Origin of the sequence: Sutterella sp. AM11-39 (assembly GCF_003472385.1) — a bacterium.
GTDB lineage: Bacteria > Pseudomonadota > Gammaproteobacteria > Burkholderiales > Burkholderiaceae_F > Duodenibacillus > Duodenibacillus intestinigallinarum.
In genome coordinates, this window is record NZ_QRLV01000002.1 from 127,636 (window position 1) to 154,223 (window position 26,588).

Consider the following 26,588-nt stretch of genomic DNA (forward strand, 5'->3'; position numbering starts at 1 on the left):
GGGCAATCCCTAACGAAGGAGCAGGCGCCGTACAGGTATGCTCGAAAAAGCCCCGAGCTCAAATTCTTCTCAAACCGCCCATAGCGACTTGCAAAAGGACAGCACCATGATCGAATCCCGCCGCCTCTTTTTAGCCGCTCTTATAACTGCCGCTCTCGGCCTCGGCACCGCACCGCTTTCCGCTCTTGCGGGTGACGATGATGACGATGATGACGATCGTCGCTTCGGTTCTCGTCGCCACCGTCGAGACGATGACGACGATGATGATGATGACGACTGGGACGATCGCGACGATGACGATGACGATGACGACGACAGACGGCGTCGCCCCGGCTCAAGAAGGCGTCGACGTGACGATGATGACGATTAACTCAAATTTTCTTTCTCAGTTGTGAAATCGTTTGCATCGTCAAGCATCCGGTGCGTCTGCTTGCTCTTGCCTTGTGTAAATCTGCCCGCAGATGGCAAAAACCCGCTGCACACCGGAACATGCAGCGGGTTTCCTATCCCCAAGGAGAGAAATTTGTATCGGTAGCCTGCTTCAGACTGCCGAACTTGTGGTTGATTACGGCATCGTGAGAGTCACAACGCGGTTATGGTCCACCACTTCGAAGGTGTTGCCCTTCTTAACCAAACCGCGGATATCGGTCAGGTCAGACGGCAGCCCCCAAGCTTCAACAACAGCTTCCTTGGCGATGTCAATCACCACGAGTACGTTGTGGTTCTTGGAAACGGCATAGAGCTTGCCGTCTTCGTACACCATACCCGTGACATAGAGTTCACCGAGCGTGCGCTTGGCCTTGAGGTCGGCAGCAGGTTCGAACTCAGCCGAGAGAGTCCAGTCGGCCATCATGGCCTTGGAAACAACAAACTTCGACTTGTTCTTGTTGTCGGGCACCGTGGCAAGGTAAACGTACTTGCCGTCGGTTGCAGACGAGTGCACGTAGCTGAACTTGGCGCGTTCGGTGCCGATACGGGCGCGGCCGAGACCGCCGACGTGTTCAACCTTGTCTCCGCCCACCATGAAGTTCGCCCAGCCCTTGACGTCATCGGCGTTGGGGTTCCAGCGAGCACGCAGCAGCGACTTGTTCGAACCCATCAGGACAAAGGCGTCTTCCTTAAACGGCGTGATGCTGACGATGTCGAGCACATTGGCGCTGTACCACGGATCCATCTGAGCATGCACGACAGGCTTGAGATTGCTGTCCAGCTTCCAGAAGTCGTACTTGCTTGCCACGAAGTATTCGCCGCGAATCTGAGCCAGAGTGTTGACCGGCTGCTTGATGCCTTCGATGACACGGATCTCTTCTAGCTTGAGCATACCGTTAATGGCAACAGGAGCGTCAGCAGCATCGTGCTTAAAGGTGATACCCAGCTTCTTGTCGTTGGCCTTGTAAGCGAAGTCCGGATCCTTCACATCGCGCTTACCGAGGAAGCTGATGCCGTCCCACATACCGTGCCAACTCGCATCAGACCAAATAACGTACTTCGGATTGAAGGAGAAACGGACCGGATCGCCCTGACCCCAGTTGGGCGGCAGACCGGTAGACCACAGCGCCTGGAAGGTGTTGGAAGCCAAAATGAAAGCCACGATGCTGAAGGCGATCTTGTTAAAGCGCGACAGCGGACGGAAGGGTTTGCCCTTCATTTCGGCGATGAGCGCATCAAAGCGCGGTGCCAGGAACACAGCCAGACCGAAGAGCATCACCACGCACCAGAACACGATTTCGGCCCACATCTGAGTGTGAATGCCGAAGACGTCAAGACCGAAGCCCTGACCCACGTCGCGCATGGCGTGATTGCCCAAGTGGCGGAACGACATGTAAAGGCCGAAGGCAGCCATCACAAGCAGCATGCCCAAGTACTTGGGCTTGAAGCCGTAGCGAACCATCATCAGCGCAATGACACCGATATAGGCCATCTGCTGACGTTGTGCCCAGCACAGCGTGCAGGGAGAGTCACCGAGCAGATAACCCAGAATCAAGTTGGCGATGCCGACGGGCAGCAAAACGATGAGAAGACCTCCCCAGCAGACGATGTCGTAGAACGTCTTGGCACGGTTGAGATCGTTGGAATTGATCGGAGCGGAGTAATCAGTCATTTTCTTCATCCTCCCCGATTACAGATTAAGTACGCCAAGAATGCCGGTCGAAACATGACCGACGTACATGAAAGCAACGACCGCCCAGCCGGCAACCGTCAGCCACCACGCCCATTTTTCCTTCTCGGGCTTGAAGATGATGAGCAACACCGCAATGGTGAGCATCAACAGTTCAACGAATTCCATTGAAAGGGACTCCTTATTTGCTTGATCAGCCCGATTCGCCCGAGGCAGACCATCCCCAAAGCAAACCGGCGCGTTCGGGCGATGGTAGGTAAAAACAGCGTTAAGTATCGGATAAGGGTTTTCACCTATAAAGAAAATGTACAGTTATGACTGACAATTCCGTGCTCACAAGAATGGTTCTCAATTCGCCACTAAATATCTTCGGCACTTCAATCGCCCCATAAACTCGAACTTGATGAAATTCGCGACTTTGTGTCTCTGGTTGCTCTCGGCCTTCCACGCATGGGCCGCGCCTCTGCCATCGGCTACGGAAGATTCCGAGGAATGCGAACCGCCGGCCGCCGTTATACGCTCCCCCGAAAGCGTCATTCGCGTGGGATACACCCCGTTCGGCCTGATGATTGATGAGCGGCTCATGCTCAATTCGCTCAAGTCCACGCTCACACCGGAAAAACTTGGCCACCCGGTCACCTTTCGTCAGTACTCGGCACACGACTTGGCCAAAGCTGTTCGGGCTGGAGAAGTTGACATCGTTTTTTCCGAGTCGCCCTTTTATCAAGCCTTGATTTCGGAGGGACTGAGAAGCGTCACAACCTTCGTGTGCGATGTACAGCCCGATCCCAATCGCAACGATGGAACCGCCGTCATTGTCCGAAGCGATTCGCTGGCAAAAACGTTTGAAGATCTCCGCGGAAAAAAGTTAACGGCCGTGTCCCGCGACACCTTCAGCGGGTATCTTTACGCCATTCGCGAACTAGTGCAACGCAAACTCGGCGACCCCGATCACTTCTTTTCAAAGCAAACCTTCGTCGCTGATCGCACGCAAAGCGATGTCAACGAACATGTCTTCAACGATGTCGTGGGCGGCAAGTCCGATGTGGGCTTTCTTCCCCTTTGCGCACTTGAGGAAATGTCCCGACGAGATCCGTCGATTCTCTCGAAAGTTCGCGTCGTTGAGGAGCGTCTCACAGACACCGTCACCGACTGCCGTCACTCCACACCTCTGTATCCGGCGCTGACACTCTCAGTCACACCCCGCATCAGCGCCTCAATGAGCAAAGCCATCACAATGGATCTGCTGATGCTCCCAAAGGGCGAGAACGGCTTTATGTGGTCAGTGGCCAGCGACTTTCAAAGTGCCAACAACGTACTCAAAGACCTACAACTCGGTCCCTACGAATATTTGCGCCAAACTGGACTCAAACGCATCTGGCAGGAATATCGGTCGGCCATCATCACGGCTCTCTTGTTGATACTGGCTTTGATCGCACACGGTGCACGCAGCCAGTGGCTCGTGAAAAAACGCGAAACCGAACTCAAAGCGTCAATCGGTTTGCAGCTTGCTCAGCGGGAGAAAATGGAACGTCTGCAGAAAGTGGGGGCCGTCGGGCAAATTTCCGGTCTCGTTGCACATGAACTGAGGCAACCGCTGTCCGCCATCAGCCTTTACGCCGAAGGTCTCGAAGAGATGGTGCGCAACGACGCCATCGGCAAAAAAGAGATGCTCGACATCCTGCACAGCATGACGACGGATGCAGCACGCGCAAGCGACATCGTTGAGCGCGTGCGTCAGTACGCCAAGCAAAAGGCTGAGCTCAAACCGATTTCCGTTCGAGAAGCTTTTGACAAAGCTGACGAAATGGTGACGCATTTCGGCATCGGCAACGTTCCGACGCATGTCAGTGCCTTTGAAGACTCCACTGTTCTCGTAAATCCTCTGGACCTGCAACTGGTGTTCGGCAATCTCATCAAAAACGCCAAGGAAGCCGCTGCGCAACAAACTGATGAATCCCCCCAACTGCTGGTCAAAGCTCAAGTGATGGAGGGCTTCATCTGTATCGAACTCGAAGACAACGGCCCTCCCCTTTCCGATCGTGAACTAGCCGGCCTCAACGAAGTGGTCACAAGCGCCAAACCCGACGGCCTGGGCTTGGGGCTTTCGATTTCGCGCAATATCGTCGAAGGCGTCGGCGGAAATATCGTCTTTAAACGTCGTTTCCGGAACACCGGCTTACGGACTTGTGTGAAACTTCCCGTCTCAGTCGGAACAGTCAGACCTCTTGGAGACTAACTTTTATGCGACGCGTTTATGTTGTCGATGACGACGAGAGTCTGCGAAAAGCGCTCTCCTTCGTGTTAAAGGGATTGGATTGCGACCCCGTTCCATATCCGAGCGCCGAACATTTCCTGACTTACGTTCCTCACAACGAGCCCGGCATCGTGCTTCTGGATGTGCGCATGGGGCAAATGACCGGACTCGAGTTGCAGCAGCGTCTGATTGACACCGGCATCGATTGGCCCGTTATCTTTCTTTCTGGTCACGGTGACCTTGAGATGGCGGTAGAAACGATGATGAAAGGGGCTGTTTGCTTTTTGCAAAAACCCGTACGTCGAGAAAAACTCAAGGAAGCTTTGGATCGCGCAACAGCTCTGTCCGAAACTAAAGCCAACCAGCGGCAAGCCGCTTACGATGCGCTTTCGTCTCGAGAAAAACAGTTGGTCAAATTGGCCGCACAGGGCGTTGCCATGCGCGCAGCCGCAGAGCGTCTCGGAATCGCTCAACGCACCGCCGAATTTCACAAGGCAAGCGCCATGCGCAAACTCGGCGTACACACGATCACCGAATTGACCGAAGTGCTCAAAGACGTAAAGATCTGATAGACCGCTTCGCAATGTTTTTTTCAAAGGCTCAAACGCCATTCATCCGCCGGCTGACACGGGCGGTCTTTTGACACTAGTCAGATGGAAACTGACTTTTTTCGTCTCACAGGAGGAACATGCACCCATTTTCAGTGATGCAGTCTTTCCCGACTGGACGTTTTATAACCCTTTGTTTTTATTGTTTTTTCTGGCTGAAATCGTTTTTTCCGGGTATAAAAAAACAGCCCTGAGGCTGTTTCTTGGTGCGCGGTACTGGATTCGAACCAGTGACCCCCGCCGTGTGAAGGCGATGCTCTACCACTGAGCCAACCGCGCGCTGAATTTTCAATCTCTTCTCACGAAGAGAATCGGGATTTTACAGACATCTATAAAATTTGCAAGCGTCGCCCAATCGGGCAATACTGGCATCGCGTAAAATCCAGCCTCTTTCCATCCTATCCAGGCATCAAACGGCATGAGCAAGAAACGCATTCTCGGCATCGACCCGGGCCTCAATCGGACAGGCTTCGGAGTCATTGACGCTGACGGCAGCCGCCTGACATTCGTCACTGCCGGATGCATTCATGTGCCCACCGGAACACTAAGCGAACGCCTGGGCACCATTTTCCGAGAACTCTCTGCAGTCATTGCAGAAACCAATCCCGATTGTGCTGCCGCCGAGCAGGTGTTCGTCAACATCAATCCGCGATCCACGCTATTGCTCGGACAAGCCCGCGGTGCCGCGCTAGCTTGTGCGGCACACCACGGTCTTGCGGTAGCGGAGTTTTCACCGTCCGAAATCAAAAATTCGATTGTCGGCACCGGCCGAGCCACCAAGACTCAGGTACAAGTGATGGTCTCAACCCTTTTGAAGCTTTCCGGCGACATTCAGGCTGATGCCGCCGACGCCCTAGCCTGTGCCGTTACGCACGCACACGCCATGCAACTGACTCAGGTTCAAGCGATGGCCGCCGTTCCTTCACGCACCGGCAATCGCACGATGACATCGAAAAAATCAAAACGCAACGCCTGGGCTCAACTTGTCAACAACAAAATCAGGAATCAATCATGATCGGACGCATTCGCGGCACGCTTCTTGAAAAAAATCCTCCGGAAATTCTGGTCGACGTCCACGGCGTCGGCTATGAAATCAACGTTCCGATGTCCACCTTCTACAACCTTCCGGACGTCGGACAGGAAATCACGCTGCTAACGCATTTCATCGTGCGCGAAGATGCCCAACTGCTCTACGGTTTCGGCACGGCAAAGGAGCGCGCCGCTTTCCGACAGCTCATCAAAATTTCCGGCATCGGCGCCCGCACTGCTCTGGCCGTTCTTTCCGGCATGACGGTTGATGCTCTGGCGCAAGCCGTCGCCAAGCAGGAAAGCTCGCTTTTGACGCGAGTGCCCGGCATCGGTAAAAAGACGGCCGAGCGTCTTGTTTTGGAACTTAAAGGCAAGATCTGCGCCGATCTGGATGGTGTGACACTGGCGGCAGCCCCGGGAGACAACCGCGCCGACGTGGTTGCCGCCCTGGTTGCTCTGGGTTATTCGGATCGAGAAGCCACAGCCGCGGCCAAGAGGCTCGCCCCGGACGTCAATGTTTCCGCTGGCATCCGCGAAGCCCTAAAATCCATGGCACACTAATTTTTCGAACGGTAGAAAATTTTTCTCATGCAAAACGTCGAACGCGTCGTCTCCACGGAAGCAACAAGCCCTAATGAAGAAAGCATCGACCGTGCCCTTCGCCCGGTAAGACTGGCCGATTACGTTGGCCAAAAGGCGGTGCGCGAACAGCTCGAAATCTTCATTGCCGCCGCCAAGCAGCGCGGCGAGCCGCTTGATCATCTGTTGGTATTCGGGCCTCCGGGCCTGGGCAAAACGACGCTGGCTCACATCGTAGCCAACGAAATGGGCGTCAACCTGCGCCAGACTTCCGGCCCCGTTCTTGAGCGTCCGGGTGACCTGGCGGCGCTTCTGACCAACCTTGAGAAAAACGATGTTCTCTTCATCGACGAAATTCATCGTCTGAGTCCCGTGGTCGAAGAAATCCTTTACCCGGCACTTGAGGACTACCAAATCGACATCATGATCGGCGAAGGTCCCGCGGCGCGCTCCATCAAACTTGACTTGCCGCCCTTTACGCTGATCGGCGCCACGACTCGCGCAGGCTCTTTGACCAATCCTCTGCGCGCTCGCTTTGGCATCGTCAACCAATTGCAGTTTTACGACACGGACGATTTGGCCCGCATCATCACGCGATCGGCCAACCTCTTAAATGTTCCCATCGAAGAGGCGGGCGCATTTGAAATTGCCCGTCGCTCCCGCGGCACGCCCCGCGTAGCTAATCGTCTGCTGCGTCGCGTGCGCGACTTTGCACAGGTGCGCCATGACGGCGTCATCACGGCCGAGGTAGCCGACGCGGCACTGCGTATGCTCGAAGTCGATGCCATGGGCCTGGACTTCGTGGATCAACGTTTTTTGCTGACCATCATGGATAAGTTTGCGGGCGGCCCGGTGGGCATCGACAACCTGGCTAGCGCCGTCGGCGAAGACCGCGAAACGCTCGAAGATGTGGTCGAGCCCTACCTTATTCAGCAAGGTCTGGTACAACGCACGCCTCGCGGACGCATTGTCACGCAAACTGCCTATCGGCACTTCGGCCGAATCGCCTCGGCGCAAACCGCGCCAATGGCCGACCTTTTCTCGGTTTGATTTGCCTCAGCGCGAATACGTCTGAGCAATCGACCCCTTGTGCCCGGATTCGCTCGCCCACAGCGCCGCTTCCACACGCGTTGCAAAACCAAGCTTTTTGAGCACATGCTTGACGTGCACCTTCACGGTGCCATCCGAAATCTTCAGATGCTCGGAGATCTGACGGTTGCTCATGCCGTTGGCGATGCAATAGAGCACGTCCACCTCACGCGGACTCAGGCGAGAGATGTCACGCGAATCGTCAGCCACGGGCACATTGCGTAGCGACACCGCCAATGCTGCGGTCATCGAGTCGCTGATCACCATTTCGCCTCCGGCAGCCAGATGCACCTGAGCGGCAAGCTGTTGCACCGACAGTCGCTTGGTGATGAAGCCGTCGGCCTGCAAACGAATGGCCGCCATCAAGGATGGCTGCGTGCCGTCGGTGATGAGCATCACGCAACGCGGCGCGTTTTCAAGAAGTTTGATGTCTTTGAGCAACGTCACACCAATGTCGCCGCCGTCAAGATCGATAAAGACCAGATCCGGATGCTCATTTCGCGCCTCTTCGAGCGCATCGTTGGCGTTGTGCGTGATGCGACGCACCGAGCCCGGTACCTGTTCGCCGATCAGTTCGCTCAAAGCCCTTGCAAAAAGCGGACACTGGTCAAAAATTAAAATTCGCGCGGGCTGTCCGTCGCTAAGATCAGTTGTTGTCATTTTTTATTTCTAACGTTTCGGAAGCGTCTCGCGTCTCCGCGTTCCGTCGCAAGACCTTTACGCGTCGTAGTCGCGCACAGTGTGCCAAAGCACGTTGACACCCTTCATGAAGTCTTCAATCTTCATGGCTTCATACGGGTTGTGCGAGCCGTTCTGATTGGCAACGAAAATCATGGCCACAGGCACACCGCTATTGCCGATGACGGCAGCATCGTGACCGGCACCGCTCGCGAGTCGACGCACCGGAATGCCCGCCACCTTTGCCGCCGCCTCGATCCGGTCGGAGAGCGCCGCATCCACCTTGGCCGCATCCGTCACAATTTTGCGGTCGAACTCAAACTTCACGCCGCGCTCCTTGGCAACGGCATCGGCTTCCTTCAGGAGCAACTCATGGAAGCGCTCGCACGTATCGATCGAAAGACTGCGCATGTCGACCGTAAAGGTCGTCTCACCCGGAATCACGGAGATTGCCGAGGTTTCCGAGGTTTTCAAAACGCCTACGGTAAAGACAAGGTCTTCGCCCTTGGCAAGCCACTCGTCCCAGTGCTTGTCCATACGAGTGAGAAGCTCGGCCGTCGCCATCACGGCGTCGTGTCGATAAGGCTTGTCGACTGCGCCCGAATGCGCGGTCTGTCCCAGACAAACCACCTTCTTGTGGCGCACGTTGCCGCGGATACCCGTAACGATGCCAACGCGCTCGGATTCCGAACTGTCAAGTGTCGGCCCCTGCTCGATGTGAAGCTCAATGAATGCCGCAATCTTTTCAAGCTCGACCAAAGGACGACCCGCCGTGATGTCTGCCGGTACGAAACCGCAGGCCGAGATGCATTCGCCGAGTGTCGTGGGCTGTGTGCGGTGCTTGAGAGCCGTATCGGCAAGCGTGAGCTTGCCGGTGAGCGCCAGTGAGCCCACATAAGCCTTACCGAAGAAACTCGACTCTTCGCAGCGCATCATCAGGATCATGTAGTCGCGTTCGGGCACAAACCCCGTGCGGCGCATCCACCAAGCCACGGCCAAAGCAGCGGTGATACCCGCCAATCCGTCGTAATTGCCACCCTGCGGAACGCTGTCGGCATGACTGCCCGCAACGAAGGCGGGCAAATCGCGGTTTTTGCCCGGCAGGCACATCCAAACGTTGCCTGCCAAGTCCGTGTTGATCTCCAGGCCGAGTTCCTGCCCGATCATCTTGAGATAGTCAAGCACTTCCGTTTCGGTTGTGGAATACCCCTGTCGGGTTACACCCAAACCATCGGCGCTCATTTTGCGAACCGTATCAAAAATAGAGCGGCAGAATTTCACGCCGTCTCGCTGCAGATCCCCAGCCATAATGCGACTTCCTTCCTTTGGTCAGTACCATGTCTTTGCCCCTCTGACGGGAGACAAAACACCCCGAGCCCCGAGGGCACAAGCCGACATGATTACCTCTTTATTATTATTCGAAAAACGCCGCGGCAGTTGAAAAGGTCCCCTGAATTTTTGACTTAATGCGAATCTTCGCGATAAAAGCGTCTTCTCCTTTGCCCCTTTTGAGGTATTTTCCTTTTCAAACCTTTCATCGGTTCCGCAACCGATCGAAGGCCTATCATTCTTTCGTACAGAGTGCGGCCTCGTCTGACCTCAGACCGCGCTCGTGCATTGTTACATCTCAATTCGGCACCGCGCTTGCTCACCGGTTGCCGGAAGGCTTTGTGTGCGTGCGTTTTTGTTTGAAAAGGAGCGAGTCGACATGCTCAGCGCTTATCACGATCAATTGATCAACATTCGCCGTCAGCTACACCAGAACCCCGAGGAGGGCTGGTCGGAATTCACCACGACGGCCTTTCTCGTCACCACGCTTCGCGGCTACGGCTACGACGTATTGCTGGGCCGCAAAGTGATCGACCCCGAAGCCTGCCTCGGTCGTGAAGAATCCGTCGTCAAAGCCGGTCTGGAACGCGCCCGCCGCAATGGCGTGAGCGAAGAACTCCTTGCCGAAATGGAAGAACTCACGGGGTGCGTAGCCGTGCTTGATACCGGCCGTCCCGGTCCCACTTTGGCCATTCGCTTTGACATTGACTGTGTGCCGGTAACCGAATGCACGGATGAGACACACGTACCCGCCAAAGAAGGCTTCATTTCCAAGAATCCGGGCTTCATGCACGCCTGCGGTCACGACGCTCATATGTCGATGGGCCTCGCGGTCGCTCACTGGGTAATGGATAATAAGGACAAGCTTTCGGGCAAGATCAAGATTCTCTTCCAACCCGCTGAAGAAGGCGTGCGCGGCGCTGCAGGCATGGCCGCAAGCGGCGTTCTCGACGACTGCGACTATTTCCTCGGCTCTCATGTAGCCATGAGCGCCAAGTCGGGCGAAATCGCCACGAACCTCTACGGCTACCTCTGCACCACCAAGCTCGACGTCACCTTCCACGGCAAACCCGCTCATGCCGGCGCCTGCCCGCAGGACGGCCGTAACGCGCTTACTGCCGCTGCCAACGCCACCGTTCAGATGATGGGCATCTCGCGCCACTCGGGCGGCATGACCCGCATCAATGTCGGCCAGCTCATCGCAGGCGAAGGCCGAAACGTCATCCCGAGCAAGGCAGTCATGAAGCTTGAAGTGCGCGGAGAAACGGGCGAAATCAACCAGTACATGGTTGATCAAGTCACCAACATCTGCAAAGGCGTTGCATTGGGCTTCGGCGTGACGTACGAAATGCGCAAGATGGGCGAAGCCGTCGACCTGACGGCTGATCAGGAACTCGTGGACATTCTCAACGCCGCCGGCCGCGCCACTCCGGGCATCACTGTCGTTGACAAGGCCCTGAACTTCGGCGGCAGCGAAGACGCTACGATCCTCGCGCGCCGCGTGCAGGCGCACGGCGGCAAGGCCGCTTTCTTCCTGTGGGGTTCGGATCGTCCGTCGGGTCATCACACCGCTACGTTCGACATCAAGGAATCGGATCTTGATCCGGCCCTGGAAGTCTGGACACACATCATCCCGTCGATTCTGAAGTGATCTCTGCCAACGGCGGCGTTGTCACAACGCTGCCGTCGCTGCTGAAGGCCGCTGAAACGCGAACAAATGACGTTCCGGCGGCTTTTTGCTACACCAAACGGGCAAAGGTCAAAACCAAAGGCAACGCAACGAGAAGCGCCAACGTCGAGATGCCGATGGCTTCCGAGCAGAACTCTTCGTCGGCGCCATAGTTTTTCGCCAGCACGCCGATAACGGACGACACGGGCATGCTCGAAGAAACGATAAAGACCTGACGTGCTTCGCTCGACATATCGACCCAACCGGTGGCGAAATACATCACAACCGGACGCAGCACGAAGCAGGAAAAAAGGATCAACCAGACTTCCTTGGGAATGTGCTTGATTTTTTCAAAACCGATGTGCTGAATGGTCATGCCGATGAACACCAACGCCAGAGGCGAAGTGACTCGCCCCAGATCACGCGTGATCATCGCGATGGGATCGGGCACGGGCAACGCGAACACCACAAAGAGCACCCCCAACAGAAAGCCCTGCAGCGGAGGCTGGAAGAACATCTTGATGCTGCGCTTGGAAAATAGTCGAGGTTGGGCGCGGCCGGCACGATGCACGCCGTCGAGCTGAATGCCGTATAGGCCGATCGTCCAGATAAAGATCACGTTGGCAAAGAAGTAGACAAGCAGGTAACCGATGGCCGCTTCCCCAAACATGATCGAAATCACCGGGATGCCCAGAAACGTCACGGTGGCGCCCGTAAAACAGGCAATAAAAGCCCCCGCAATCTCCTTTCTCACCCACCCCATCTTCACAATGGCCAGGGACACAAGCCAGTTGAAGCCGACCGTCAGAAAGGGCAGCCCCGCGACCTGTAGCACATTGATGAGATCCTCGTGCGTGAATTTGGACGTGACGTTGTAAAAGAGAAAAAGCGGCAGACACAAATTCACGAGCCGCGCCATCAGGCGGCGGCTGTCTTCGTTGTACCAACCGCGACGCGACGTCTCGAAACCGACGAACGCGATGGAAAAGAGAACAAGAACCGCTTCGGCCGAATGCAAAACCGCTTCGAGCATTTCCCGCAACCGCTTAAAACCACAAAAACCTTTGCCTTGAAGCAATATTTTTGTACTTTAGCGCGCGCCGAGACGAGCGATTTTTGCTTGCGTTTCAATATCTGAAGAAAGATTGACAAATGTCAGCGCCGAGAGAACACCGCCGAGGCAATGCTGGCTACATCAGCGTATTCGAGTTCAACTCCGGTGGGCAGTCCCTTCGAAAGACGTGTCACTCGCACTTCGGGAAAGTGTTTTCTGACGATGCCTGCAATCATGTGCGCCGTCACGTCGCCTTCGGGCGTATAGCTCGTTGCCAGAATCAATTCGCTCACTCGATCCTGATGAATGCGCTGCAGCAGCAGCGGCAACCCGAGCCGTTCGGGATCCGTCCCTTCCAGCGGATTGATGCGTCCCATCAACACGAAATAGCCCCCTTGGTAGGAAAGACTCGCTTCGAGTGCCTTTTGATCAGCGACACTTTCCACAACGCACAAGTGCGTGTTGTCGCGCGTGTTGTCTGAACAGAAGTTGCACAACGGCTCCGTCGTCAGCGTATGGCAACGAGGGCAGTGATGCACGCGGGTCAGAGCCTCCTGCAGTCCGTCTTTGATCGCTTGCGCCTCTGTGCGCCGCGTCGTCAGAAGCTCCGACACCAAACGAGCGGCCGAGCGCGGCCCCAGGCCGGGCAACGAAGCAAATAGCTCCTCAAGCTTGGCGATGCGGGCGTCCGGGTGCGTAGTGGTATCGGCCATTTGTTTTTCAGATTTCTTTGATGGGATCTAAGGGAATGTCCAGGCATTGTAGCGAGGCTGCGGCCCTATAATCGAGAGAGGCATTAGTGCCGCAGTCATCCGGAGAAATCCATGCGAAGAAAGCCTATTCATCGCGGAGGCATTGTCTCTGCCGGCTACGATCCGGTCACTCGAACTCTGGACATTGAGTTCGACACCAAACGCGTGCTGCGTTACGAAGGCATCGGCAGCGAGGTCGCCGAGCGGTTTTTATGTTCCGCCGAGCCCCTGAGCTACTACCGCGATGTCATCGAAGAAGAGTATTCGGCAACCGAGCTCTCGGCAAAGGCACTCGCAGAAACCAAGAAACCCGCCAAAAAAGGAATCCCCGACGAGCTTAGAAAACTCTTCGGGGAATAGGTTTTTAGCAACTCAGTTTCGCGAGCGCTCTTTTCAGTAAGAGCGCTCCTGCGTTTTGGCTGGCGTATCGGACTCCAGCATACGCTCGACAATTTCGTTGGCGCGGCGTGCCTTCTCTCGATTGATCGCTTCCTTCGTCTCGATGTCGCTTCTCTTGGAGCGCACATCCAGACGCTTCATTTCGAGCTCAAGCTCACGCTCCTCATCCTGGAACTTTTCCTGTTTGGCAGCTTTGCGGGCCGCTTCCTTGGCACGAGCCTCAGCGGCTGCCCGTGCGCGAGCCTTTTCACGTGCCTGAGCCTTGGCCTGAGCGGCTTCGCGCTCTTCCTTGGCTCGACGTTCGGCATCAAGCCGCAACTGCGCACGCGCCTTGACGTCCTCATAGTTGCGGCGCACGGCTTCGATCTGTGCGTCCACCGGGTTGGTCGGATACTGCGCGGCCTGCGCAGGGTAGTCGGGCGGCACTTCCCCGATCTGAGCCCAGCTCATGGAACAGGCGGCTGCTAAGGAGGCCGCAAGCAGAATCTTTTTCATTTTGCTCACCCGAAAAAGTTACTTGGATGTCCCGCACCCGTAGGGGTTGTTGGGCTGAATGCGCGTTTCGTTAGGAGCCGGAGAGACCATGATGGCCGTACCCGTCTTGTATTCGCACACGCGTCCTACCTGGGCGGAATTGAAGATCTTGTTGTCGTAGCGGAAAGTAATCTGAACGCCCTCGACAAAGTTTTCCGAACGCCCGCTCATACCCTTGCCGGCCACATTGCCGAGCGCGGCACCGCCCACTGTGCCCGCCACCACGGCGTCGGGCGAATCGCTTACTACTGCACCCACCGCGGCACCGGCCAAGGCACCGAGAATCGTACCCATCGTGGCCGAGTCACTCCGATCACGTCGGTTGTCGACGGTAATACGCGCGGGCATCACGGCGATGATCTGCACCGTCTTCACTTCCTGAGCCTGGTTGACCTGGCCGGCCCAATAAACGTCCGAGCGGTACGCCGTGCCGTCGTTGGCGCAGCCCGCAAGCAAGAGTGCGGCAGAAAGCGCGCCACATGCTGCAATTTTCTTGTTCATCTTTTTTCTCATGTTCTCGTTGCCTCAGAACGTTCGAGGTAACGGTTGTCCAATCCCGGTTTCTTATTGTGACTTTACCGCGTCTGCGGCATTTTGGACAGCGTTTCTGTGGCAAGTTGATGCGCCCGAAAGTAAGACGCTACAACTGCTGACAGTTCTTTGCAAAACGTGTTGTCGTCAAAAGACACTATGGCACACGCTTAACGGAAAAACACCGAGGCGAGTCCCAGAAAAATCAAAAAGCCTCCCGAGTCCGTCATAAACGTCAACAAAACGGACCCGCCCATCGCCGGGTCTTTGTTGAGTGCCTTAAGCACCAACGGAACAGCCAAACCCATAGCCGCGCCCAGCACAATATTAAGTAGCATCGCCAAGGCCATCACTCCGCCGAGCATCATGCCCTGCGCGCTGTCGTGGTACAGCCCCCAGACGCAAAGCCCCGCAATAACGCCCCACACAAGACCGTTCAACAACGCCACCAACAACTCTTTTCTCAACAGTCGGCCTGTGTTGGCGTCCGTCACTTGACCCATAGCCATGGAACGCACCAGAAGCGTCAGCGTCTGATTGCCCGAATTGCCGGCCATGCCCGCAACCACCGGCATAAGCGCCGCTAGTGCCACCACCTTGGAAATCGTGCCGTCAAAGGCGCTGATCACGCGTGAGGCAAAGAAAGCCGTGCACAGATTGACACCGAGCCACACCCAGCGACTTTTGGCGGAATCCCAGACACTTCCGAAAATATCCTGTTCTTCGTCCAGACCGACGGCCGCATACGCATCTTCGGCACTTTCCTCGCGAATCACATCAACGACTTCGTTAACGGTCAATCGGCCCACCAAGCGTCCGGCTTCGTCCACCACAGGCGAACTCACCAAGTCGTAGCGTTCGAAGGCCTGCGCCGCATCGCTCGCATCATCCAACGGGTTAAGCGTCAGGATGTCGGACTGCATCAGAGAAGACACCGAGCGAGTCGGTTCATGCACCAGAATCTGCGCCACCGGCAACGCGCCCAAGAATTTCCCCTGGCGATCAACAACAAACAGCTGATCGGTGTGATCGGGCAAAGACTCGAAGCGACGCAAAAACTTCAGGACGATCTCAAGCGACACGTCCTGTCGAATCGAGATCATCTCAAAGTCCATGCGAGCGCCAACGCTGTCTTCCGGATAGCTCATCGCCGCGCGCAACTGCGCACGTTCTTCATGCGACAAGCCTTCCTGAACCTCGGCCACCACATCCGGCGGCAAATCGTCAACCAGGTCGGCAATCTCGTCCGTATCAAGCCCTTCGACGGCATCGACGAGCTCCTCGCGATCCATCGAGTCGATCAGGGTTTCACGAACGCCTTCGCTCACCTCGACCAGAACATCGCCTTCGTGCTCATGACGCACGAGGTTCCACACCGCCAGACGCTGTTCCGGCGGCAATGCTTCGAGAATGTAAGCAATGTCGGCCGGATGCAGATCGCTCAGAACATCGGTAAGTTCAGTCTCGGCCGTCAGGTCAAGCGCAGCAGCGTCCGGTTCCTCGGGATCGTTACCCGAGACCTTGCCTCTGTCTTCCTGATCTTCAAAGATTTGGGAAATGCGCTCCAAGGCGCGATTGGCCACTTCCGGATCGCGCGACAGGAGATCGTCTTCTGCTGCCAAGAGCTCTTCTTTTTTGTCGTCGGGCTCTGTCACTGCGTTTCTCCCTGCGGATGCCGCGAAAAATGGTTGACGGGGAAGTTCGAAAGGCGTGCCTTCTTGAATCAATGACCGTAAGCGCTTAAACAGTATGGGCGCAACGCCGCCTGCACGGTCAGACAGTCGGCGCATCTTGAAAAAAGCTTACGGGCGGCATTGTACGCCGAGATCAGCGTCTGCCGCCGCTACTTCTTCAGAAGTTAGGCAAAAACACAACTCGAAGATGACAAAGGTTCCTCCGCAACAAGACAGCCGAACTGTATGGCATGCAGTTGCCTATCAAGTCGAAAAACGAACCACCCGTTGCCACAACAAAACAACGGCGAGCCTCCGCAAAAGAAACCCGCCGTTCAATTTTTCGCCAAATACCGGCAATCAGAGCGCTACGCTGGCATCAAATGCTGCACGCAACTTTTCGTACACAGGCTTGGTGTCCGGCATGCGGCCCGTCCAAAGTGCGAAGCTTTCAGCCGCCTGAGCAACCAACATGCCCAAGCCGTCTTCAACGCGAACAGCCCCGGATTCTTTCGCCAATTGCATGAAGGGCGTCGGCAAAGCCGCATACGTCAGATCCACCGCAAGCGAGCATTCGGAGAAGACGCAATTTGGAACAGCCGGGGCCGCCCCGGAGAATGCGGCACTCGTCGCATTGACGATGATGTCGAATTTCTCGCTGATCAAATCCACGAAACTGCCCGACGCACAGCCGAGCGCCGCACCAGCGGAGTGCGCTCTCTCAGGAGTACGGTTGGCGATATAGATACGCGCACACCCTTCTTCCTGAAGAGCTGCCGCCAAACCGCGGCCGGCACCGCCAGCCCCCAGGATAAGCACACGAGCACCGGTCAAGGAAGCGCCGCAACGCTGCGTCACGTCGTTCACAAAGCCCTTACCGTCGGTGGTGTCGCCCAGAACACGATTACCGTCGAAAATGAGCGTGTTGACCGCTTCGCATTTGCGCGCACGCGGCGTCACTTCGTCACAGTACTGATAAGCGTCCATCTTGAAGGGATGCGTCACGTTGGCGCCCTTGGGAGAATCCTCGCGGCGAAGAACTGCCATACCTTCGATGAAGCCGCCAGGTTCGAAATCTCGAGTCTCGTAGCTCATCTCGATGTCAAACTGCGCGGCAAACATCTTGTGGATTTCTGGCGACAGCGAGTGCTTAACCGGATGACCGATCACAAAATATTTATCCATACAACCTCCCGCAGGTAGACAATCTCATAAGAACTGCAAATCACGAGTCCTTTCCTCGATTTTAAACGCTTGGCGCTTCGCCGCCGACAGTTTCGGGCGACTGTTCTGTTACCTGTGCATTCTGCTCGGTCGCCTCGGCGGCCTGCGGCTCTACAACAGCTTCGCTTTCTTCCTCAAGTCCGTCACCTTCTTCAAGCGCTTCCTCATCGGTTTCGTCCAGAACGGCCAGCAGTTTGCCCTCAAAGAGCACGTCAATGTAGTCGAAACCGAGAACACCCAAGAGCACCTTTCTGCCGCGGTCAAGTTCCGGCATTCCGGGAATGCGCTGCACCAACGGCAATCCTTCCACGCGAACCAGATCGCCCTTGATCACCACGGCCTCGATTTCCTTCAAGCCTTCCTGCTCGATCCACTTGAGCGACCAGAAGCGCTCCATCTTGCGTTGGAATTCGCCGTAGATTTCATAAACGGACTCGAACTGGCTCACGATGGTATAGAAGTCCGAATCGTTGCCCATGTAAGCAGGTGCCGTTCCCGCCGCCGCACAAATGATCTGCCGCTGGTTGACCAAGTCCACATACCGGCGCAACGGTGAAGTCGACCAGGCGTAACGCACGACACCCAAACCATCGTGCGGACCAGGACTCGTGCTCATGCGCACACGCCCCATGCGCTGACTGCGGTATATGCCTGCGGTCTTGCATTCCTCAAGCCACAGCCCCCAGGTGCTGTTGGCAAAAATCATCAGCTCGGCCACCATCAAATCCAACGGTTCGCCGCGCGCGCGTCCCTTTCGGATGATGCGCAGGTTCTCGCCCTCGCCTTCAAGTTCCAGGTACCAATCAATGCGGCCCGTCGGCTCGGGACGGCCGCGGCGCTCTTCTCGCTCTGCCAGCCGCGCCTTGGCAAAACGCCACAGAAATCCGATCTCGTGAGCACAAGGCACCTCAAGCGTACCGTCCTCGATCGCTTCAGCAGTGACTTTCTCGTGAATCAGGTCGTAGCGCAGATTGTGCTTGACGGTGATTTTCTCCACGCGCGTTTCGGTGGCCTGAACAGCCATCGTTTCGTCGTCGACCGTCACATACAGCGACACACAGGGCACGCATTTGCCTTCGTCAAGGCTGGTGCGTTCGATCCAGCTTTCCGGAAGCATCGTCGTCTTCATGCCAGGAGCATAGACCGTTGACATGCGACTGCGGGCCGACTCGTCGGCAACGCTTCCGCGAGGCATGATCAGTGCGGGCGCCGCGATGTGAATACCGATGCGGCTCTTGCCGCCTTCAAGGTGTGTGACGCTGGCCGCATCGTCAATTTCCGTGGTCGACGAATCGTCAACGGAAAACGCCTCGACGGCTGCCTCTGGAAGATCGTCAGGTGCCGCGGGCACTTCACTGGCAGCCTGAGTAAACCCCTTGCCCTTGGGGAAATTCGTGCGATAGAAGCTCTCGACGTGCCAGGTAAAGGCGTCGGGCACGGCGCCGAGCTTCATCATCAGGCGCAGCGGACTCATGCGAACTTCGCTAGCGGCATCGTTGAGCGCCTTCCACTCCGTGCTGTTCTTGTCGGGCCTCAGGAGCAGTTCGTAAACGCGACAGGCAATCTCCTGCGGCAATTCTCCGGCAATCATCTGTGCGGACAAATTCTTGCGGCGCTCTTCTTCGAGCCGCTTGCGTTCGACCGCCTGCAACGCGCGCTGCAGGATATCTTCGGGAGCCTTTTTATAGTTGCCCCGGCCCTTGCGGTAAAAGTAAACTGGATTGGAGTGCAGCGCAATCAACGCGGCGCCCTTTTCCACTGCCGTCACCGAAGAAAAGTAATCAGCTGCAATCGATTCGTAGCCGAATTCCTCTTCGGGAGCCACCTCCCACAGGAACATGGGATCCATCTCAGCGGCAGTTTCCTGCGCCTGGGTTAAAAAGGTCGCGGCCGAGGGAGATTCGAATTCGAAAAAAACGTGATTGGCCTTAACCTTGCAGCGACGTCCCGTCGTAAGTTCGACTTGATAGTTGGCTCCGTCTTTTTTCAGAACTGTTCCGGCCTTGAAGTCTCCGGCCTCTTCAAAAAACAAATACATCGAGTTGGCTTTCTTAAATTCTTATGTCTGATTCAGGACCGGTCGGAACCGGCAAGCAGGAAGTCACGCACGCCGACCGCATACTCTTCAAAACACGAGATCCGATGGTCGCTACCGTCAATCACAATGCTCTGCACATCGGAAAAACGTTTTGCGGCGCGTCTCCAGTCGAGCACTTCGTCTCCCGTACAAAGCACCATGAGAACGCGTGCCGGATCGGCAAAGGACTTGGCATCAAGCGCTCGCAGCTGATCGGCATAGTCGGGCGTCACGCGCACGATCTTGTCGCCCGTAAACGACTTGTACTCACCGTTATAGAGCTTGACGATATCCCAAGGTTCGACCGCCGGATTCAAGAGCACGGCACGGATGCCAGTTCGTCCGGCAAGCCAAGCGGCATAAAAGCCACCGAGACTGGCGCCGGCCACGGCCACCGTCCCGACGGCGGCCGCCTTCTCGTACTCCGACCAGATCAGAGCGGCAGCATCTTCGGGCGACATATTAAGGTCGGGCGCCACATAGTTTGCGCCCTCAGCTTCGCACAAGTCGCGCAGCACGCAGGCCTTTTTCGAGCCGGGCCCCGACAAAAAGCCATGCAGATACAAAACGGTCTGCATCAACGGGCTTCTCCGTTTATCTTCAAATGCTCAAGGATTCGTCCGCAGATGCCGCCGAAGCTTCCGTTGCTCATGCAAAGGACGGTATCGCCGGGTTTGGCGTCGCTCGCGACCAACTGGGCCAAGGCGTCAATCTCACCCGAAAACGTACTTGCCTTGCCACCCAAAGGAAGCAGCGCTCCGGCCGGATCCCAGTTGACACCCTTGCCCTTGTAGCAAAATACGCGATCGGCATCCTTGAGGCTTCCGGCCAGGCGATCCTTCATGGTGCCCAGCTTCATCGTGTTGCTGCGCGGCTCAAACACCGCCAGAATGCGTGCATCGCGCCCGACTTTGCCGCGCAAAGCCGCAATCGTAGCCTCGATGGCGCTTGGATGGTGAGCAAAGTCATCAATGACCGTCACGCCGTTTTGCATGCCCTTGACTTCCAGACGACGAGCCACGCCCTCAAAGCTCTTGAGCGATTCAATAGCCTGCTTGGGGTCGACCCCGACGTCATGCGCAGCGGCAACGGCAGCCAGCGCATTTTGCGCGTTGTGCATGCCTGCGGCCGGCATCTCGGCCAACGAGCCCTGCACGGTCGCGCCCAAACGCACAACTCGATCGTCGTCCACGCTCCAACCCGAGGTCGAATTGAACTCTTCAACTCGGCTCCAGCATCCCATGCCCAGCACGCGCTCGAGCGCTTCGCTCTTGGCATTGACAATCACAAGACCATTGCGGGCAATGGTGCGCACCAAGTGATGGAACTGCTTTTCGATGGCAGCCAGATTTTCAAAGATGTCGGCGTGGTCGTACTCGAGATTGTTGAGAATCGCCGTCGACGGACGATAGTGCACAAACTTGCTGCGCTTGTCGAAAAAGGCCGTATCGTATTCGTCGGCTTCGATCACGAAATACTTGCTCTTTCCCAAGCCAGCCGAGGCGTGCGTGCCAAACGGTACTCCGCCGATCAGCCAGCCGGGCTCCAAACCCGCCTTGGAAAGAATATGCAGGAGCATTGAACTTGTGGTGGTCTTTCCGTGCGTACCCGCAACGGCCAGCACGTGCCGGTCTCTGAGTACGTTTTCGCTCAACCACTGGGGACCCGACGTATAGGGCAAGCCACGATCGAGAATTTCTTCCAGAAGCGGATTGCCGCGGCCGATGGCGTTGCCGATCACCCACAGATCGGGAGCAACGGAGATATCTTCGGCGTTGTACCCCTGGGTAAGCTCAATGCCGGCATCCTTGAGCTGATCGCTCATCGGCGGGTAGACGTTGGCGTCGCTGCCAGTCACTTTGTGGCCTGCGGCAGCGGCCAGACGCGCAACGCCGGCCATGAAGGTACCGCAAATACCGAGAATATGAATGTGCATAAAGACGAAAGCCTTTCCAAAAAAGCACCGCTGCCCCAAGACAACGATGCAACACTGTCTCGAATTTTAGCTTTTGCCGCAGCCTTTCTTTGAGGAGACCGAAAGGAAGAATCTCAAAGCGAGGCTTCGAGGCTTGTCGGCAAGTTTCTGTACAATCGTTCGGCTTGACGTCGGAACACTTACCGCTCTTCAACAACACTCTTTTCTACTGTTCATTCGTTTTTTTGATATGACCACGGCATTTGTCACTCGTTGCCCGTATTGCGGCGCTGTCTGGCGTCTTCCCGACCGGGATACTGCAGAGCGCGGCCCGGTGCGCTGTTCTGCCTGCCAGCACAGTTTCGATGCCACCTGTCACCTGCTTGAAGTTCCTCAGGACCGCTTCCCTGATCTTCCGCCGGCCCCCGTTTTCGCCGTTGAAAGCGAAAAACCTGCACCGACTCCCGCTGCCGAACCTGTCGCAGTCGAAATGAAATCGACTCCGGCTGTTCAGCAAAAGCCGACCGATCCGACTCCCTCGGAACTTCCCTCCGCCATTCTTGTGAACGAACAATCACAAGAGAAGCCTGCCGCCGCAAAGCCGTCTGAAAAGCCTGCGGAAGAACCGGACGCAGTCGTTCCTGCCGCAGCACCCGCAGGCACACAAGCGCCTCAGATCGAACCGTCGGTAACAGTGGCCGAATCTCAGACGCAGGCTGCTCCTCTGAAAAACGAAACGCCTGCCGCAAGCGATCAACTGTTGCGTCTGCACGGCATGACGCCCGGCGAAGAGCTTCAGGTGAGCAAGCCCAACGCATCGCTTGCCAGAATCATTCCGGCCAAGAACAAGCCGCAAGCAACCCAGGCCCACAAAATCCGCGTAGCCGAAACACTCACGGATCCCGCACCTCGTCCTCGTGCCCGAACGGGCGCTTTTGCAAGCGTCTTTACCGCCTTTTTGCTGCTGATGATCCTTGCGGCCGCACTTGCCGTGATCTTCAATCAAAAGATCATCGCAGCGTTTCCGCAAACGACGTCGATCTTTCACAATGTGTGCGGCAAAGTTCCCTGCCCGGGATTTTTCCTCTCGGACATTTCGGCTTTTGTGGTGAGCAAGACCAATCTGCGTGCGCTCGACGAATCGGGCAATTATCAGTTGGAGATCACTCTCATCAACGGCTCGGACATGCCGCAGGCCATTCCGTCGCTTGACATTGAACTCGTGGACGATGCCGACACGACGCTGATGCACAAGACGCTCACGCCGGCCGAATATCTGAGCAACCCGCCTCCGGCCAGTCTTGCCGCTGACCGTTCAATCACGGTGCGCTTCAGCATGCAGACCAATGTGACGCCGGCCCGTTGCATCGTCACGCCCGTATACGCCAAATAACATGGTCTTTGAGTTTGCCAACGAGGCTTCGCGCACACGCATTGAACTCGCTCAGCGTATAGCCGCACACATCGTCGACTCAGGCATGTCGTGGTCAGCCGCTCGATCCCGCGCCATTGAGGAGTGTGGAGGCCCGAGATCGCTTCCGGGCAACGCACTTCCCGCTTCCGATGAGATTGAAACGGCCGTGCGCGCGCATTTTGCGCTTTTTGATCCCGAAGGCCACGCACAAACGCTTTTTTGCAAACGCAAACTTGCCCTTTCGGTTCTCGAAAGCCTCCGGGGGTTTGAAGCCTACCTCACCGGCTCAGTTTTAAACGGGGCGGCCACGGAAGACTCTCCGATCTGCCTGGAAGTCTTTACCGACGACGTTAAGTCTCTGTTGGCTGTCTTGATGGATGAGGGATATGAGCTCGAAGCGCTCGACCCGCAGGTAAGCGCCTTTGCACGCGCCAACGAGTCGATGGGGTTTGTCATTCCATGGCAGGGTGCCATGGAAGCCATTCGCATTGACGTTCTGGAACCCCATTTGTCCCGCAGCAACCCCGCTCGCGGCGAAAAGGACGAATATCAGGCCGATTGGGAAGCCGAAGGACGCATCAGCGCCGAAAATCTTCAAAAAGTACTCCAAAATCGTGCAAATTCGTAACCGAGGATCATCCGTGAGGATGATTTTTCGCTTCTTTGATCTTTTTCTTTCTACAATGCGGTACCAACCTGGGCAAAAAGATAGCCCAAGATGCCTTAAAACTAGTAGGAATTAAGCGCAATTGGGCGCATAATCCGCAAATAGGCTACTAAATCAGAGCTTGTTTGCCGCAGGAAACGCTTTAAGCACTGTATTTTCGAACTTCCTGCTTCTCACCGTTTTATCTATCCTGAGCGTACATCATGGATCTTCGCAAACTTAAAACACTGATTGATCTCGTTAGCGAAAGCGGCGTTGCCGAACTCGAAATCACCGAAGGCGACGATCGCGTCAAAATCGTCAACCGCGTCGGTGCCGCCCCCGTGGCCGCAGCCGCTCCCGCCGTGATTGCCACGCCTGTGGTTGCCTCCGCTGCTCCCGCAGCCGCTCCGGCTCCGGCTGTCGCAGCCGAACCTGCCGCCGCTCCTGTTGCCGCTGAAGACACCCGCACCATCAATTCGCCTATGGTCGGCACGTTCTATCGCGCACCGAGCCCCGGTGCCAAGCCCTTTGCCGACGTTGGCCAGAAGGTCAAAGCCGGCGACACGGTTTGCATCATCGAAGCCATGAAGCTTCTCAACGAAATCGAAACCGAATACGACGGCGTCATCAAGGAAATCCTCGTCGAAAACGGTCAGCCGGTTGAATTCGGCCAGCCGCTTTTTGTGATCGCTTGATAATCCTGCTTCTGACGCCTGAACCATGTTCGGAAAAATACTTATCGCAAATCGCGGGGAAATCGCCCTGCGCATTCAGCGGGCCTGCCGCGCCATGGGCATCAAGACGGTCGTCGTGCATTCGACGGCCGACGCTGATGCCATGTACGTGCGCCTTGCCGACGAAAGCGTCTGCATCGGCCCGGCTCAGTCCTCCCAAAGCTATCTCAACATCCCGGCTATCATTTCTGCAGCCGAAGTCACGGACGCTGAAGCCATTCACCCCGGTTACGGCTTTCTGTCGGAAAACGCCGACTTTGCCGATCGCGTTGAGAAAAGCGGCTTTGCCTTCATCGGTCCGCGCGGCGACACGATCCGTCTGATGGGCGACAAGGTCAACGCCAAAAAGGCGATGATCGATGCGGGCGTTCCCTGCGTTCCCGGCAGCGACGGTGCTCTGCCCGATGATCCGAAGGAAATTCTTCGCATTGCCCGCGAAGTCGGCTACCCCGTGCTCATCAAGGCGAGCGCGGGCGGCGGCGGTCGCGGCATGCGCGTGGTGCGTACCGAAGCCGCGCTGCTGACCTCGGTCAACATGACGAAGACGGAGGCCAATGCCGCATTCGGCTCGGACAAGGTCTATCTGGAAAAGTTCTTGGAAAATCCGCGCCACATCGAAATTCAAGTGCTCTCGGACAACTTCCAGAACGCCATCTATCTGGGCGAACGCGACTGCTCCATGCAGCGCCGTAATCAGAAGGTTGTGGAAGAGTCTCCCGCCCCCGGCATTCCTCGCAAGCTCATCGAAAAACTCGGTGCGCGCTGCACGGAAGCCTGTCGCCGCATCGGCTATCGCGGCGCCGGTACGTTCGAATTTCTGTACGAAAACGGCGAGTTCTATTTCATCGAAATGAACACCCGTGTCCAAGTTGAGCACCCCGTGACCGAATGGGTGACGGGCGTTGACATCATCGCCGAACAGATCCGCATCGCCGCAGGCGAACGTCTGCGCCTCAAGCAGCGCGACATCGTTCTTAAAGGCGCTGCCATCGAATGCCGCATCAACGCCGAAGACGGCTTTACCTTCCGTCCGTCTCCCGGCAAGGTGACTCGCTGGCATATGCCCGGCGGCCCCGGCATCCGTCTCGACAGCCACGTCTACGCCGGCTACACGGTGCCCCCGTACTACGACAGCATGATCGGCAAGCTCATCGCCTACGGTGAAACGCGTGACGAAGCGCTGGCCCGCATGCGCGTGGCTCTTTCGGAAACTCTTGTCGAAGGCATCAATACCAACATCGATCTGCACCGTCTGATCATGAGCGACAGTCGCTTCAATCAAGGCGGCACCAGCATCCATTACTTGGAAGAGCGCATGGCCGAGTGGGTTGCAATGCACAAAGACAAGGACATCAAAAATGCTGCGTGAAATTAAGTTTCTGTGTCTGGAGCGCTCGGCCGAAGACTTCGCCGACATGATGATGGATGCGGGCGCCATGAGCGTTTCGATCGAGGATGCCGATCTTGGCAGCCCCGATGAGAAGCCGCTTTACGGCGAACCGGGCACCGAACCCGATACTTTCGCCTGGAACCGCTCCATCGTTTCCGTGCTTGCCGACGATACGTTCGACGCCTCTCAGGCCGCCGCCATCGCCGCTAAGGCGCTCGGCATCGAAACACCGGTCGTGAAGTCCGATACGACGGTACCCGACGAAGACTGGGTGCGCATCACGCAGGCTCAGTTCTCCCCGGTAAAGGTAAGCGACCGACTCTGGATCGTTCCGAGCTGGCATGAGCCCCCCTCAAGCGAAGCCATCAATATCCGACTCGATCCGGGCGTGGCCTTCGGTACGGGCTCTCATCCGACGACGCATCTTTGTCTGCAGTGGCTCGATACTCACGTCACGAGCACCGATACGGTCCTTGACTACGGCTGCGGCACAGGTATTCTCGCCATCGCCGCCGCCAAACTCGGCGCAGCCAATGTCACCGGTACCGACATTGATCCGCAGGCCGTCGAAAGCGCAGCCTTCAACGCCGAACACAACGAAGTGACGGCCAAGTTTGTGTTGCCGGGGGATTTGCCCGCCGGTCGCTATTCCTTGGTTGTCGCCAACATCCTTTCCAACCCTCTCAAGGTACTCGCTCCGGCCCTGCTTGGCCGCGTGGCACCCGGCGGCCGTCTCGTGCTCTCGGGCGTTCTGGCCCGTCAGGCCGAGGAAGTGATTGAGGTGTACCGCAAGACGGATCCGAACATCGAACTTTCCGTTTGGAGAGAAGAAGACGGCTGGGTTTGTATCGCAGGACAGCGACACGCCTGACACATTACGCGTTT

General features: G+C 56.6%; 26 protein-coding genes and 1 tRNA gene. 13 read left to right on the top strand and 14 right to left on the bottom strand.

The features are described from left to right. Positions 1–106 precede the first annotated feature (106 nt). Positions 107–370 carry a hypothetical protein gene (locus DW133_RS02390; protein WP_147408842.1) on the top strand — a complete coding sequence of 88 codons (264 nt, stop codon included), beginning with the start codon at positions 107–109 and terminating at the stop codon, positions 368–370. Positions 371–565: 195 nt separating this feature from the next. On the opposite strand, the gene DW133_RS02395 is transcribed toward DW133_RS02390, so the two are convergent. Both DW133_RS02395 and DW133_RS02400 read right to left on the bottom strand, forming a co-directional pair. Next, positions 566–2,101 carry a disulfide bond formation protein B gene (locus tag DW133_RS02395; protein WP_118275186.1) on the bottom strand — a complete coding sequence of 512 codons (1,536 nt, stop codon included), beginning with the start codon at positions 2,099–2,101 and terminating at the stop codon, positions 566–568. 18 nt (positions 2,102–2,119) lie between these two features. Next, on the bottom strand, positions 2,120–2,287 hold the full coding sequence (locus tag DW133_RS02400; protein ID WP_118274895.1) for a dihydroneopterin aldolase: 168 nt from the start codon (positions 2,285–2,287) through the stop codon (positions 2,120–2,122). 235 nt (positions 2,288–2,522) lie between these two features. On the opposite strand from DW133_RS02400, the gene DW133_RS02405 reads away from it, so the two are divergent. Together DW133_RS02405 and DW133_RS02410 are read left to right on the top strand one after the other, a co-directional pair. Then, the gene (locus DW133_RS02405) at positions 2,523–4,358 is read left to right on the top strand and encodes a sensor histidine kinase (protein WP_118274897.1); all 1,836 of its coding nucleotides are present in this window, start codon (positions 2,523–2,525) and stop codon (positions 4,356–4,358) included. Between the two features lie 5 nt (positions 4,359–4,363). Next, complete coding sequence (locus DW133_RS02410) at positions 4,364–4,945, top strand: response regulator transcription factor (RefSeq protein ID WP_118274899.1); 582 nt, start codon at positions 4,364–4,366, stop codon at positions 4,943–4,945. A gap of 243 nt (positions 4,946–5,188) precedes the next feature. On the opposite strand, the gene DW133_RS02415 is transcribed toward DW133_RS02410, so the two are convergent. Continuing rightward, positions 5,189–5,263 (bottom strand) — tRNA-Val (locus DW133_RS02415). A gap of 139 nt (positions 5,264–5,402) precedes the next feature. On the opposite strand from DW133_RS02415, the gene ruvC reads away from it, so the two are divergent. Genes ruvC through ruvB form a run of 3 tightly spaced genes read left to right on the top strand, consistent with a single transcriptional unit; the run spans position 5,403 to position 7,642 of the window. Continuing rightward, the gene (gene ruvC / locus DW133_RS02420) at positions 5,403–5,999 is read left to right on the top strand and encodes a crossover junction endodeoxyribonuclease RuvC (RefSeq protein WP_118274901.1); all 597 of its coding nucleotides are present in this window, start codon (positions 5,403–5,405) and stop codon (positions 5,997–5,999) included. Next, positions 5,996–6,574, top strand: coding sequence for a Holliday junction branch migration protein RuvA (ruvA, locus tag DW133_RS02425; RefSeq protein ID WP_118274903.1), 579 nt, complete (start codon positions 5,996–5,998; stop codon positions 6,572–6,574). Before ruvC ends, ruvA begins: the two co-directional genes overlap by 4 nt. 27 nt (positions 6,575–6,601) lie before the next feature. Next, positions 6,602–7,642 carry a Holliday junction branch migration DNA helicase RuvB gene (ruvB, locus tag DW133_RS02430; protein WP_118274905.1) on the top strand — a complete coding sequence of 347 codons (1,041 nt, stop codon included), beginning with the start codon at positions 6,602–6,604 and terminating at the stop codon, positions 7,640–7,642. A 6-nt stretch (positions 7,643–7,648) separates the two neighbouring features. Here the strand turns inward: ruvB and DW133_RS02435 are convergent, their stop codons facing one another. Continuing rightward, positions 7,649–8,341 (bottom strand): LuxR C-terminal-related transcriptional regulator, encoded by a 693-nt coding sequence (locus tag DW133_RS02435; protein ID WP_118274907.1) that lies wholly within the window; start codon positions 8,339–8,341, stop codon positions 7,649–7,651. A 57-nt stretch (positions 8,342–8,398) separates the two neighbouring features. Further along, entirely contained in the window at positions 8,399–9,667 is a 1,269-nt protein-coding gene (locus tag DW133_RS02440; RefSeq protein WP_118274909.1) for a Zn-dependent hydrolase, read from the bottom strand. A gap of 400 nt (positions 9,668–10,067) precedes the next feature. On the opposite strand from DW133_RS02440, the gene DW133_RS02445 reads away from it, so the two are divergent. Further along, positions 10,068–11,339: an amidohydrolase gene (locus DW133_RS02445; protein WP_118274911.1), complete on the top strand. Its 1,272-nt coding sequence runs from the start codon at positions 10,068–10,070 to the stop codon at positions 11,337–11,339. A gap of 88 nt (positions 11,340–11,427) precedes the next feature. Here DW133_RS02445 and DW133_RS02450 read toward each other — a convergent pair whose 3' ends face one another. Together DW133_RS02450 and recR are read right to left on the bottom strand one after the other, a co-directional pair. Next, positions 11,428–12,390, bottom strand: a complete 963-nt coding sequence (locus DW133_RS02450) for an AEC family transporter (RefSeq protein ID WP_118274913.1) — start codon at positions 12,388–12,390, stop codon at positions 11,428–11,430. Between the two features lie 122 nt (positions 12,391–12,512). After that, a complete protein-coding gene (gene recR / locus DW133_RS02455) occupies positions 12,513–13,124 on the bottom strand; it encodes a recombination mediator RecR (protein ID WP_118274915.1) in 612 nt (203 codons plus the stop codon). 111 nt (positions 13,125–13,235) lie between these two features. Here recR and DW133_RS02460 point away from each other — a divergent pair, with 111 nt between their 5' ends. After that, on the top strand, positions 13,236–13,523 hold the full coding sequence (locus tag DW133_RS02460) for a KTSC domain-containing protein (RefSeq protein WP_118274917.1): 288 nt from the start codon (positions 13,236–13,238) through the stop codon (positions 13,521–13,523). A gap of 33 nt (positions 13,524–13,556) precedes the next feature. Here DW133_RS02460 and DW133_RS02465 read toward each other — a convergent pair whose 3' ends face one another. From DW133_RS02465 to mpl, 7 genes are all read right to left on the bottom strand, one after another. Further along, positions 13,557–14,057, bottom strand: coding sequence for a hypothetical protein (locus DW133_RS02465; protein WP_118274919.1), 501 nt, complete (start codon positions 14,055–14,057; stop codon positions 13,557–13,559). An 18-nt stretch (positions 14,058–14,075) separates the two neighbouring features. Further along, entirely contained in the window at positions 14,076–14,597 is a 522-nt protein-coding gene (locus DW133_RS02470; protein WP_118275188.1) for a glycine zipper 2TM domain-containing protein, read from the bottom strand. A 200-nt stretch (positions 14,598–14,797) separates the two neighbouring features. Beyond that, positions 14,798–16,249, bottom strand: coding sequence for a magnesium transporter (gene mgtE, locus DW133_RS02475; protein WP_369907912.1), 1,452 nt, complete (start codon positions 16,247–16,249; stop codon positions 14,798–14,800). Between the two features lie 411 nt (positions 16,250–16,660). After that, positions 16,661–17,485 carry a shikimate dehydrogenase gene (aroE, locus tag DW133_RS02480; RefSeq protein WP_118274923.1) on the bottom strand — a complete coding sequence of 275 codons (825 nt, stop codon included), beginning with the start codon at positions 17,483–17,485 and terminating at the stop codon, positions 16,661–16,663. 61 nt (positions 17,486–17,546) lie between these two features. Further along, entirely contained in the window at positions 17,547–19,562 is a 2,016-nt protein-coding gene (locus DW133_RS02485; RefSeq protein WP_118274925.1) for a ribonuclease catalytic domain-containing protein, read from the bottom strand. 32 nt (positions 19,563–19,594) lie between these two features. Then, positions 19,595–20,179 carry a YqiA/YcfP family alpha/beta fold hydrolase gene (locus DW133_RS02490; protein ID WP_118274927.1) on the bottom strand — a complete coding sequence of 195 codons (585 nt, stop codon included), beginning with the start codon at positions 20,177–20,179 and terminating at the stop codon, positions 19,595–19,597. Next, the gene (gene mpl / locus DW133_RS02495; protein ID WP_118274929.1) at positions 20,179–21,537 is read right to left on the bottom strand and encodes a UDP-N-acetylmuramate:L-alanyl-gamma-D-glutamyl-meso-diaminopimelate ligase; all 1,359 of its coding nucleotides are present in this window, start codon (positions 21,535–21,537) and stop codon (positions 20,179–20,181) included. The genes DW133_RS02490 and mpl overlap by 1 nt, the downstream gene beginning before the upstream one ends. Positions 21,538–21,766: 229 nt before the next feature. Here mpl and DW133_RS02500 point away from each other — a divergent pair, with 229 nt between their 5' ends. From DW133_RS02500 to prmA, 5 genes are all read left to right on the top strand, one after another. After that, on the top strand, positions 21,767–22,909 hold the full coding sequence (locus tag DW133_RS02500) for a DUF3426 domain-containing protein (RefSeq protein WP_118275190.1): 1,143 nt from the start codon (positions 21,767–21,769) through the stop codon (positions 22,907–22,909). A 1-nt stretch (position 22,910) separates the two neighbouring features. Next, positions 22,911–23,558, top strand: a complete 648-nt coding sequence (locus tag DW133_RS02505) for a hypothetical protein (RefSeq protein ID WP_118274931.1) — start codon at positions 22,911–22,913, stop codon at positions 23,556–23,558. A 242-nt stretch (positions 23,559–23,800) separates the two neighbouring features. Beyond that, positions 23,801–24,274: an acetyl-CoA carboxylase biotin carboxyl carrier protein gene (gene accB, locus DW133_RS02510; RefSeq protein WP_118274933.1), complete on the top strand. Its 474-nt coding sequence runs from the start codon at positions 23,801–23,803 to the stop codon at positions 24,272–24,274. A gap of 25 nt (positions 24,275–24,299) precedes the next feature. Next, positions 24,300–25,682, top strand: a complete 1,383-nt coding sequence (gene accC, locus DW133_RS02515; protein WP_118274935.1) for an acetyl-CoA carboxylase biotin carboxylase subunit — start codon at positions 24,300–24,302, stop codon at positions 25,680–25,682. Beyond that, the gene (gene prmA, locus DW133_RS02520; RefSeq protein ID WP_369907909.1) at positions 25,672–26,574 is read left to right on the top strand and encodes a 50S ribosomal protein L11 methyltransferase; all 903 of its coding nucleotides are present in this window, start codon (positions 25,672–25,674) and stop codon (positions 26,572–26,574) included. The genes accC and prmA overlap by 11 nt, the downstream gene beginning before the upstream one ends. The last annotated feature ends 14 nt before the right edge of the window (positions 26,575–26,588 follow it).